Consider the following 11620-nt stretch of genomic DNA (forward strand, 5'->3'; position numbering starts at 1 on the left):
GCCGGGGCCGCGCCGCGCTCGCGGCACTGGCCGCGGCGGTGCCGGCCGCGGGGGCCGTCCACGTGGTCAACAACAACGCGGCGGCGCTCGCCCTCGCGGCGACCGCGCTGGCTGCGGGCAGGGAGATCGTCATCAGCCGGGGCGAGCTCGTCGAGATCGGCGACGGCTTCCGCCTTCCTGAACTGCTCACCTCCACTGGAGCGCGGTTGCGCGAGGTCGGCACGACGAACCGCACGACAGTGGACGACTACGCCGGGGCGATCGGCCCGGACACCGGGTTCGTCCTGAAGGTTCATCCCTCCAACTACCGGATCGAGGGGTTCACCCGGACCCCCGGCGTCGGGGAGTTGGCCGGGCTTTGCGCCCGCGAGGGCGTGCCGCTGGTGGCCGACGCGGGCTCGGGCCTGCTGCGTCCCGAGCCGCTGCTGCCGGACGAGCCCGACGCGGCGACCTGGCTCGCAAGCGGCGCCGACCTGGTGACCGCGAGCGGCGACAAGCTGCTGGGCGGGCCCCAATGCGGCCTGCTGCTCGGCCGCGCCGACCTGGTGGAGCGGCTGCGCAGGCATCCCCTGGCTCGGGCGCTGCGGGTGGACAAGCTCACTCTCGCGGCGCTGGAGGCGACGCTCGGCACCGCTTCCACGCCGACGTCCGCCGCGCTCCATGCCGACCCCGGCGGGCTGCGCCGTCGTGCCGAGGCGCTTGCCGTACGGCTCGCGGATGCGGGGGTGCGAGCGGAGGCCGTCGCGAGCGCCGCCACGGTCGGCGGCGGGGGCGCCCCCGGCATCACGCTGCCCAGCGCAGCCGTCGCGGTCGACGCCGCGCTCGCGGCGCCGCTGCGCCTGGCAGAGCCGCCCGTGCTCGCCAGGGTGGAGCGTGGCCGCTGTCTCCTGGACCTGCGGGCCGTGGCCGTCGAGGACGACGAGGACCTGTTCAACGCCGTGGTCACCGCGTGCAAGTGAGCGGCTGATCACGGCAGGGGAGGAGATCTTCAACCCGGGCGCCGGAGAGGGCTAAGATCACGAGCGGAGGCGTCAGGGTGCCTGGTGGCCCTCTCGGTCTTCAAAACCGATGGCGCCGAGCAACTCGGCGCGGCGGGTTCGATTCCCGTCCGCCTCCGCCAGATCCCACCTCTGGAGTCTCGTGAGCATCGACAGGCTACTGGCTCGGGCACGTGCCGGGCTGCGCCGCCTACCGCCTGCCGAGGCCTGCGCCGCGGCGAGCCGTGGCGAAGCCATCATCGTGGACACCCGGCCGGAGTTCCAGCGCCGCAGCGGCGGCGAGGTGCCCGGCGCCATCGTGATCGAACGCAACCAGCTGGAGTGGCGGCTCGATCCGCGCTGCGACGCGCGGATCCCCGAGGCCACCTCGGCGCACATCCGCTGGATCATCCTGTGCGACGAGGGATACTCCTCCAGCCTCGCCGCCGAGTCCCTCAGGCAGATCGGGCTGGCGAACGCCACCGACGTGATCGGCGGCTTCCAGGCGTGGACCGCGGCAGGGCTCGAGGTCAGCCGGCCCGCCGCCCTCACCCGGCCGCGAGGTCCGGGCGAACCCGCCATCGACGCGAAATTGACAGCCGCCGAGCGCGCATGTGGGTGATCGCCACCGCCGGGCACGTGGATCACGGCAAGTCGACCCTGGTGCGGGCGCTCACCGGGATGGAGCCTGACCGCTGGGCCGAGGAACGACGCCGGGGCATGACCATCGACCTCGGCTTCGCCTGGACCACGCTCAAGTCGGGCCGGCAGCTGGCGTTCGTCGACGTCCCCGGGCACGAGCGGTTCGTCACCAACATGCTCGCCGGTGTCGGTCCGTGCCCCGCGGTCATGTTCGTGGTGGCGGCGGACGAGGGGTGGCGGGCCCAGTCCGCCGAGCACCTGGCCGCCCTGCACGCCCTGGACGTACGGCACGGCCTGCTGGTGGTCACCCGCGCCGACCTCGCCGACCCGGGACCCGCGCTGGAGGAGGCCCGCCTCCACCTGGAGGGGACGAGCCTGTCGGAGATCGAAGCCGTCGCCGTCAGCGGCCTGACCGGGCAGGGCCTGCCCGAGCTGTCCGCCGCGCTCGACCGGCTCGCGGCCGAGCTCCCGGACCCGCGCCGGGACGGCCCGGTGCGGTTGTGGATCGATCGGGTGTTCACCATCACCGGGGCCGGAACCGTCGTCACCGGCACGCTCACGCACGGCACGGTGCGGGCGGGCGACGAACTGCTCGCCGGGGCGGACCGGGTCCAGGTCCGTGGCCTTCAGACGCTCAACCAGCGGAGGGACGCCGTGTCGGCGACCGCCCGCATCGCCGTCAACGTCCGGGGCGCCGACCGCGACACGCTGTCCCGTGGCACCGCGCTGCTGACTCCGGACGCGTGGATCATCACCGAGTCGGCGGACGTGCGGCTGGAGCCCGGCGGGGGCATCGGCGGGGAGCTGCTCTTTCATCTGGGTTCCGCCGCCGTTCCGGCTCGGCTGCGCCCGCTGGGCGCGGACACGGCTCGCCTCACCCTGGCCCGGCCCATGCCGCTCCGGGCCGGTGACCATGGGCTGCTCCGCGATCCCGGCCGCCGGATGATCGTGGCGGGCGTGCGCGTCCTCGACGTGCGACCGGCGCCCCTGCGGCGCCGGGGAGCCGCGGCGGTCAGGGGGGCTGCGCTCGCCGGGGTGACCGTGCCCACCGCCGCGGATCTGCTGCGCTGGCACGGACTGCTGAGCCGGGCTGAGCTGACCGCGATGGGGGCCGCTCCCAGTGGACGGCCGGTGGCGGGCGACTGGTTCGCCGACCCCGGCCACTGGTCCGAGCTCCGCCGCGCCCTGGCGGAGCAGGTGTCAGAGCGCGACCAGGGGATCACCGTGGAGGCCGCCGCCCGGCTGCTCGGCCTGCCCGACCGGCGGCTGGCACGGGCGCTCGTCGCCGAGCCGCTGACGATCAGCGCAGGGGTGATCCTGAGAGCCGACCGGGAGCGGGTTTCGTTGCCTCCCCAGGTCGAGAAGGCGGTCGCCCGGCTGCGGACCGACCTCGCCGGCCGTCCCTTCGACGCCCCCACCGCCGAGCGCCTGGCCGAACTCAAGCTGACCGGCGCCTCCCTCGCGGCGGCCGTGCGGGCGGCAGCGTTGCTGCCCATCGCGAGGAATGTCGTTCTCCTGCCGGACGCGCCGGAGTTGGCAGTGGCTGTGCTGAGCAAGCTGCCCGCGCCCTTCACCATCAGCCAGGCGCGGACGGCCCTGGGGACGAGCCGCCGCGTCGCCGTACCGCTCCTGGAGTACCTCGACGCCCAGGGCCACACCCGGCGACTCGACAACGAGTCACGGATCTGCGTGCCACCTAGCTGAACCCTGGCTCACCAGCCACCCCGACCATCTCACCGAGGACGAGGCCACCCAGCTCTCCCAGCTCAAGAACCGCAGCGCCGTCCTGGCCGATCCTTAGTGCTCGTCCCAGTGGTCGTCGTGCTGCGCATGACGGTGGCCGTCATGGATGTAGTCCACGTGGTCGTCGTGTGGCACTGCGACATGGCCGCAATCAGGCCCATGGCGATGATCATGGTCTGTGTGGGCGCTGTGGCCATGAGGAGTGCAGTCGTCGGCGTGGTCATCGTGCAGGCGGTGCAGGTGTCCGTCGTGGACGTAGTCCACGTGGCCCTGATGTGGCACGGCCACGTGCCCGCACGTCGGGCCATGCTGGTGCTCCTTGTTGCTGTGGACTTGTGGGTCGGCGGCAGTTGTCATGGGTGCTGTCCTCCGTCAGGTCACCAGGCTTCGGCCACATGCAGCTTCGTTTCTCATGGCGTAGTGGACGTACCCGGCTGATATGACCGCCTCTGCCATTTGTGCTCTATTGACCGGATAATGACCCAGTTGATCCGGCAGCGGCTGGAGGGCTGTTGCACGTTGCTGAGCAAGGAGCTCCGGATCTTAGCCTTCGGGAGGCTGACCCGGCTCGTGGCGGGCGTCCACCACGAGCGCGACGGCCAAGCCTGTGACGGCCAGCGCGAGCGCGGGCACGATCGCCAGGCGTGGCGCGGCGACCAGCAGCGGCGTGGCCTCGCTCACCATGCCGCCCCAGTCGGTCTCAGGCGGCGGCAGCCCGATGCCGAGGAAGCTCAGCGAGGTGACGGCGATCAGCGCCCTGGCCAAGTCCGCGGTGGCGACGGTCAGGACGGGCCCGGCGATGTGCGGCCCGATGGTACGCCGGAGCAGGTACAGCGGAGAGGCTCCGATGGCCCGCACGGCCAGGACGTAGTCGGAGGAGGCCACCCGCCGGGTCGCCGTGTGGGCGACGAGGCCGCAGTTGACCCAGCCGAGTGGTACGAGGGCGACCACGACGGTGACGTACCCAGGCGGCAGCACGCCGGCCAGCGCGAGCGCCAGGGTGAGGCCTGGCAGGGCGAGTGCCATGGTGGCGGCCAGACGCAGCAGCCGGTCAGGTATGCCTCCGGCGAGCCCTGCCGCGGTGCCGAACAGCGTGCCGAGGATCGTGGTGATCGTGGTGATGGCCAGCGCGAACAGCAGGGAGATGCGGCCGGCCGTGGCGGTTCTGGTGAGGAGGTCGCGGCCGAGCTGGTCGGTGCCGAGCCAGTGTTCCGTGCTCGCCGGCAGAAGAGCGTGCTCCAGGTCGGGCAGGTACGGGTCGTACCCGGACAGCATGGGGGTGAGCAGGCAGAACAGTACGACCAGGGCGAGCAGCGCGGTGCCGGCGCGGCCTGTCATCGGCGGCGCACCCGCGGGTCGGAGGCCGCCAGGCAGAGCTCGACCAGGGCCAGGATCAGCACGGTCGTGACCGCGGTGACCAGCACGTACGCCTGCACAATGGGCAGGTCCCGTTGTCTGATCGCCGACACCGCGAGCTGTCCCACGCCCGGCCAGGAGAACAGCGTCTCCACCACCACCGCGCCGGCCAGCAGTTCCGCGAGCACCGTACCGGCTGCCGTGATGGCGTTCGGCGCGGCCACGCGGAGAGCGTGCACCATGATTGCCCGCCGGGGCCGCACCCCCTTGGCGGCGGCGAGTTTGACGAACGGCATCCGTAAGGCCTGGGCCAGGTCGGCCCGGAGCAGCCGCAGCAGCGTCGCGGCGCCCGCCAGGCCGAGGGTGAGGGCGGGGAGCACGACGGCGCCGGGGCTGCCCGCGCCGCCCGTGGGCAGCGCGCGCAATCCGACCGCGACGCCGCTGATCAGCAGGATCCCCACGATGTAGGGCGGGACGCCGGCGATCGCCACCGTCACGAGCGCGATGGCGCGGCTGTCGAGCGCCTCCGGCCTGAGCGCGGCCCTGATGGAGGCGAATAGGGCGAGTACCACCGCGACCACCGCCGCCGCTCCGGCCAGCCGCAGTGTCGCTGGAACCCGCGAGAGGATCTCGGCGGCGACGGGGGAGCGGTCGGTGTAGGAGTGTCCGAAGTCGCCGCGCAGCACGGCGAGCAGCCACCGCAGGTACTGGTTGAACAGCGGCTGGTCGAGACCGAGTTCGGCGCGAAGTGCCGCCACGCTGCGCGCGGTCGGCTGGATGCCGCCGCGCCGCAGGATCTCCTCGGCCGGATCGCCCGGCGCCAGAGAGGTGAGCAGGAAGACCAGTACCGACAGCCCCATCAGCACGAGCAGGAGCTCTGCGGCGCGCCGCAGGACGGTGGCCGTCACCTCAGTGGGGCCAGCTTGCCAAGGTCGACCACGTACGCCACGCTCTGTGCCACCCCGCCGACCTTACTCGTCGTCACGATGGGATTGTCCTGGTACGCGAGCGGGATCATCGGGCGGTCGGTGGCGAGCAGCCGCTGAATCCGGTGGTAGAGGTCACGCCGCCGGGCCGGGTCGGTCTCTGCCGCGGCCTGGTCGATCAGTCTGTCGAACTCGGCGTTGCGGTAGCCGAGCCGGCGCTCGACGTTCCAGGAGGCGTCGGAGCGCAGGAATCGGCGGAACAGATAGTCGGCGTCGCCGTTGGGCACGCTGTAGGCGCTGAGGAAGATGTCGTAGTCCCCGGACTCCATCACGGACTTGGTGGTCTCGGCCACGGTCACCTTCGCGGGCAGGCCCGCCTGCTCCAAGGCCGCGCGTAGGACCTCCGCGATGTCGGTGTAGGGGAACTGGCCGGTCTCGGCCGAGGAGATGAGGATGGAGACGGGCGTGGTCGGCGCACCCGCGACGGTGACCAACTCGCGAGCCTTGCCGGGGTCGTACCTCACGGTTGATCCGGGCTCGGCGAGGTCGCCGAAGACCGGTGACAGGAACCCGGCGCCCGCGTTGGCCGTGCCGTTGAGGAGTTTGCCGGCGATGGACCGTCGATCGATCGCCAGATCGGCCGCCTCGCGCAGGCGGGGATCGGAGAACGGCTCGCGCGAGGCGTTGAAGGTCAGGTAGTGCGTCAGCACCGAGGGGCTGCGGACGACCCGGAAGCCGCTGTCGCCGGCGACCGCCGCGACCTGCCCCGGCAGCAGTGCGCCCTTGTCGATCAGCCCGTCCACCTCACCGGCACGCAACGCCGCGACCCGCGCGTTGGCGTCCGGGATCACCCTGACCACGATCTTCTCGTAGGCGGGGGCGGCGCCGTAGTAGTACGGGTTGGCGGCAAGCTCGGCCTGCTGTCCCTTGACCCAGTTCACCAGCGTGTACGGCCCCGTCCCCACCGGCTTGCCCGCGAAGTCGCCCGAGGACGTGAACGCCTTCGGCGACTGGACCATGCTGTAGAAGCCCGCCAGCCTGCTCGGCAGGTCGGCCACCGGCTGGTCCAGGACGAACGTCACCTTGCCGCCCTCGGCCCGGACATCGCCGAGCTTGCCCTCGGCCTGGACATCGTCGAGCTTGCCGTAGGCCGCCTCCATACCGGCGTCCAGGCTGAAGAACGCCGACTGGCGGGGCGCGATCCGCAGGAACCGCTTGATGTTGGCGACCACCGACTCGGCGGTCAACGGTGTCCCGTCGCTGAACCGTACGCCGTCGCGCAGCGTGAACGTCCAGCGCCGCCCCTGGTCCGCGCTGTCCCAGCCGGTGGCCAGCGCGGGGACCGGCCGCAGCTTGTCGTCCACGGTGACCAGGGGCTCCCACACCCGTAACGTCTGGTGCGTGTAGTACGGATCCTCGGGACCGGCGACGAGGTCGCGCGGGGCAGCCAGGGTCAGTTGCCGGTCGTTCCGCCCTGGTGGCTCCTGGCCGCCGCACCCCGTGAGGAGCACTCCCAAGAGCGCCGCCAGCATGATCGCGGCTCGTTTTCGCATCCCGATCTCCGATCCAGAGGTCCGTACTCCGATGCAAACGATAACCGTGTTCATTCTGGATTGGCAGATCGGGGGGTGCTGTTCGTGCGGTTCGCCAGGTGGGGATGTCGGGTGGACGTCGAAGGCGGTCCACCAGCTCGCAAGATCCGCCGCAGGTGCCCGCGGCTGATCGCGGCCACCACATCCCGAGCGATGAGGTGCTCGCCTGCTAACAGGAAATTTGCACTCAAATGGAAGCATCTGTACGGCCACGGCCACTTGTGCGCAAACTGGCTACCAATCACTCACCAAGGTGGTGAGGGCGGACCGAACTGCGTGTCGGTCGCTGCGGAGTACCGGCTCGCCCTGGACGAGACGGGATCCTCCGGTCAGCAATCCCCATATTCGCTCGCTTTATGGAGGATTCTGTGGCGTTTGATGCAGGTTTAGCTCCTGTCCAGAAAAGAGGGCTGCGGACTCGGCCCCGGCTCCGGTTCTCGCTCGCGTTGGTTTCGATGACGATCACGGCTCTCGGTGCCGGAGTGACCGGAGCGCGGGCCGAGCCTGGCCCATTACCGACGCCGACAGCCGTGACCTCGCAATCCGACCTGGCATCGGCGCAGCACGCCGCCCGGGTCCAGAAGAACCGCGTCGAGGTGACGGACGCCCGTACCGACTACTCGACCACGTGGGCGAACCCGGATGGCAGCCTGACGACGGAGGCGCACACCGCCCCCATCCGGATGAAGCGGAACGGCTCGTGGACCCCTATCGATGCTTCGCTGGTCGCCGGTGATGGGGGACTCCACCCCCGAGCGACGCAGGCGAACGTGAGGGTGTCCAATGGCGGCACCGAACCGTTCGCATCGATCGACAATGGCGCACGGTCTTTCGCCGTGGGCTGGGGCCACCCGCTCCCCACGCCGACGGTGCGAGGCGGCACCGCCACCTATGCCGGCGTGGTGCCTGATGGGGACTTGATCGTCACGTCGCTTGCCCAGGGTTTCACGCATTCGCTGGTCCTGCGCCGCCCGCCGTCCGGTCCGTTGGAGATCGCTTTGCCGATCAAGACGAAGGGGCTCGATCTCGTCAAGGACGCCGACCACGGGCTCCGTCTCGTCGACAGCACCGGCAAGACCGTCATCTCCGCGCCCGCCCCGCACATGTGGGACTCTTCCACGGACCCTGCTTCGGGTGAGGCGGCCCATCAGGCAGAGGTCGCGACCTCGATCCACTCCGACGCCGGCGGAGCCGTGCTGACACTTCAGCCGGACCCCGGATTCCTGAACGATCCCCAGCTTCGGTATCCGGTCACCATCGACCCGACGAGCACGTTGACCGTCAGCACCGACACCTGGGTGGCGACGAACTTCCCGGATTCTCAGCGCGGCTCGACCGAGTTGAAAGCCGGGACCTTCGACGGCGGCACGACCGTCGCGCGGTCGTACCTGCTGTTCAACGGGGTCGGCGGCCTGCGCGGAAAGCATGTTCTCGACACCGATCTGCGGTTGTGGACGTACTGGTCGTCGACGTGCTCCACCGCGGGACCCGGTGTGCAGGTCCGGCGCGTCACCGCGAGCTGGGACCCCGACACGATCAGATATGGGTCCGAGCCGACCACCACCACCACTGGCGCCAAGACGGTGACGAGCGCCTACGGTCACGACAGCACATGCCCGGCCGCGTTCACGCACTGGGACACCGACGCCATCGTGCAGGCATGGGCCGATGGGTCGGCCAACTACGGGGTCCAGGTGCGTGGCGCCGACCAGACCGACTCCACCACCTGGCGTCGGTACCATTCCTCCAACTACACCTCCGGTAGCCAGGGGCCGACCGATCCGGCGTTGACGGTGACCTACAACAGCCGCCCCACGACCCCGCAGGTCTCCGTCACCCCCCAGGCGGCGTCCGCTACGGACGCGAAGACGGTGTCCAGCCTGACCCCCACGATCACCGCCAAGGCGACCGACTCCGATGGCAGCAGCCTGAACTACACCTTCACCCTCACCTGCAAGCCGCTGGGAACCACCTGCTCCCAGCCGACCCGCACGCAGACGGTCTCCGGTGTTCCTTCTGGAACATCCGCACAGTGGGCCGTCCCGCCGGGATACCTGACCAACGCCACGCGATATGAGCTTTCCGTGCAGGTGAGCGATGGGACCGACACCACTGCCGCCGATCCCCTGTGGCTGACCACCGATGCTCCGGATCTGCCGACGGCTCAGGCCACCGCGCTCGACGAACCCGCCAATCCGGTCCTGTCCGGGGTGGTGAGCCGCCCCTCCGGTGCTGCGGTGACGGCCGAGTTCTTCCTCACCGACAGCTCAGGAAACGCCGTCGGCCCCACTCCGCTCGGAACCGGCGGCGTGACCGATGGCGGGCGCGTATCCCTGCGGCTTTCCGACGGCATGGTCCAGCAGGGGCAAACCTATAAGTGGCAAATGCGCTCGTGCGTCGACAGCACATGCACGGACAAGACCGCCCCCGTGTCCTTCACGGTTCCGGCGCCACAGCCCGCCCCCCAGGGACAGACCGTCACACTGGGCACCGACAAGCTGACTCTTTCAGCGGCCAAGGCGGCATCGGACGCCTGCCTGGGCTCCCCCTGCCCGATGCAGGCCTCGTCAACCGTCAAGGTCGGCGGTGCGGGCACCGACCGCGACATGACCGTCCTCTCGGCCGACCTCAGCGGGATCCCGGCGGGCGCGAGCATCGTCTCGGCCACGCTCAAACTCGGCGCTCCCACCTGTGCCGCCACCTGCTCGGGTACCGTTTCCGCCTACGCACTCGACAGCGCGTTGCCAAGCTCCCCGACCTCGTCCGATGTCACCAACGCGATCGGCACGGACAGCAACGCCGACGCTCCAGTGGGCACAGCGGACCTGGACCTGTCAGCGCTGGTCACTGACTGGCTCGCCCAGCCAACCGGTAACAACGGATTGGCGCTTCAGGCATCCACGGACAGTGCCTCTGCGGAGTTCAGTGCTCCGCAATTGGTGATCTCGTATCTGCCGCCCAGGCCGCCGACCATCCCGCAGGGCGTACGCGCACGGGCGGGCGACGCCGGCGCTCTGGTCACCTGGGATCAGCTCGCCGACACCGGCAGCGACAGCGGCATTACCAACTACGACATCGAGGTGCGAACCTCCGACAATCAAGTGCTCAAGACCCTGAGCACTGCCGATCAGGCCATCGTCGTGCCCGGCCTGACCAACGGGTCGGCCTACACCGTCCAGGTCCGAGCGCAGACGCCCTATGGCGTCAGTGATTGGACATCCCCGACCATGGCGACGCCCCAGGCCGTCGCCGGCGGAACCCAGAGCTACGTCGACGCGGTCAAGCAGTACCTCACCTCGCAGAACAAGCTACTCGAGGGAACGATCACCACGTCGGCGGAGGCCACGACCCAGAACACCGAGGGCACACGGTTCGCCGCCGTGCTCGACACGCAGTCCGTGGGTCTGACGCAGTGGGCCGACGACGCGGCCGGCCACCAAGTCGCCCAGACAAGCTCCAGCGTCACCCTGTCGGATGTCCTGGTATCGCAGACGACTGCCGACTCGGTCACCGTCCGCGCCACCGTCAAGACCACCACGACCACCGCCGACGGTGTGGGCACGACTTCCCCAGAGCAGAAGACCAACGACGACATCGCCATCCGGGACTTCGTGTTCAAGAAGCAGTCGACATCGGTGGCCGCGATCGCGCAGAATCTGGATGCGACGGCTGTTGACGCCTCGCCCTCATCGGGGGACGGGCAACTGAACGCCACGATCACGGGAGACACGACCGGAACCCCGGCCGACCTACCGGCGTCGCTTCCCCTGGACTCCGCGGGATGGCCGGACCTCTCCGTAGGATCTGGCCGGATCTCCACGCAAGGCGTCAGTCAGTCAGGGATCGCGAGGTGGGCGGTCGACAACGTCTACAAATGGCCCTACGCCATTACGCACAACAACTGCACCAACTTCACCTCTTACGCCGTCAACAAGGGAGGTAAAGCACCCGAACACGGGTGGTATTCCAGATCAAACGACAACAATTGGTTCGAGCATCGTCGCACAGGGGCCGCGTTCCGCTCCTACAGCTGGATGAGCGTCGACCATTTCTACAACCACTTCCAGAACAAGCGGCACCGCCTGGTCTGGCGTTACAGCTGGTGGGATGTGCAGCCCGGAGACGTGATCTTCTTCGATCAAAAAGGCGTGTCCGGATGGCTCGACCACCTCGCGGTGGTCAGTTGGGTCTCGCAACGCGCCGGCGTCTTCTACGCACAGCACGGGCCCCGCGATCGTTACCGGAGTCTGAGCGACGCGTGGCCCCGGCTGAACAGAGTCTGGGTCGCCAAAGTGGTGAGATGACGAGCATGCGCTCTCGCCGGGCCGCCCCCCGATCTGCGTTTTGCCAGGTCAGAGCGTGATCGCGACGGATCTGTAAAACC

Annotated in this window: 8 protein-coding genes and 1 tRNA gene; 6 read left to right on the top strand and 3 right to left on the bottom strand. The window is 69.8% G+C overall.

Annotated elements, in window-relative coordinates; genetic code table 11:
- The 5 genes from selA to ABZ297_RS08430 all read left to right on the top strand — a co-directional run.
- The coding region (gene selA, locus ABZ297_RS08410; RefSeq protein WP_355341424.1) for an L-seryl-tRNA(Sec) selenium transferase at positions 1-959 on the top strand (959 nt) is incomplete at its 5' end.
- A gap of 65 nt (positions 960-1024) precedes the next feature.
- Positions 1025-1120 (top strand) — tRNA-Sec (locus ABZ297_RS08415).
- A gap of 20 nt (positions 1121-1140) precedes the next feature.
- On the top strand, positions 1141-1599 hold the full coding sequence (locus ABZ297_RS08420) for a rhodanese-like domain-containing protein (RefSeq protein WP_355341427.1): 459 nt from the start codon (positions 1141-1143) through the stop codon (positions 1597-1599).
- Entirely contained in the window at positions 1590-3323 is a 1734-nt protein-coding gene (selB, locus tag ABZ297_RS08425; RefSeq protein WP_355341430.1) for a selenocysteine-specific translation elongation factor, read from the top strand. The genes ABZ297_RS08420 and selB overlap by 10 nt, the downstream gene beginning before the upstream one ends.
- Before the next feature lie 108 nt (positions 3324-3431).
- Positions 3432-3800 (top strand): hypothetical protein, encoded by a 369-nt coding sequence (locus tag ABZ297_RS08430; protein WP_355341433.1) that lies wholly within the window; start codon positions 3432-3434, stop codon positions 3798-3800.
- A 105-nt stretch (positions 3801-3905) separates the two neighbouring features.
- On the opposite strand, the gene ABZ297_RS08435 is transcribed toward ABZ297_RS08430, so the two are convergent.
- From ABZ297_RS08435 to ABZ297_RS08445, 3 genes are read right to left on the bottom strand one after another with little or no spacing between them, the layout of a single operon-like run.
- The gene (locus ABZ297_RS08435) at positions 3906-4700 is read right to left on the bottom strand and encodes an ABC transporter permease (protein WP_355341436.1); all 795 of its coding nucleotides are present in this window, start codon (positions 4698-4700) and stop codon (positions 3906-3908) included.
- Positions 4697-5626: an ABC transporter permease gene (locus ABZ297_RS08440; RefSeq protein WP_355341439.1), complete on the bottom strand. Its 930-nt coding sequence runs from the start codon at positions 5624-5626 to the stop codon at positions 4697-4699. Before ABZ297_RS08440 ends, ABZ297_RS08435 begins: the two co-directional genes overlap by 4 nt.
- Positions 5623-7197 carry an ABC transporter substrate-binding protein gene (locus tag ABZ297_RS08445; RefSeq protein WP_355341442.1) on the bottom strand — a complete coding sequence of 525 codons (1575 nt, stop codon included), beginning with the start codon at positions 7195-7197 and terminating at the stop codon, positions 5623-5625. Before ABZ297_RS08445 ends, ABZ297_RS08440 begins: the two co-directional genes overlap by 4 nt.
- Positions 7198-7691: 494 nt before the next feature.
- Here ABZ297_RS08445 and ABZ297_RS08450 point away from each other — a divergent pair, with 494 nt between their 5' ends.
- Positions 7692-11540, top strand: coding sequence for a DNRLRE domain-containing protein (locus ABZ297_RS08450; protein WP_355341445.1), 3849 nt, complete (start codon positions 7692-7694; stop codon positions 11538-11540).
- Positions 11541-11620 lie beyond the last annotated feature (80 nt).

It is taken from the genome of Nonomuraea sp. NPDC005983 (genome assembly GCF_040614375.1).
In the GTDB taxonomy this organism is placed as follows: domain Bacteria; phylum Actinomycetota; class Actinomycetes; order Streptosporangiales; family Streptosporangiaceae; genus Nonomuraea.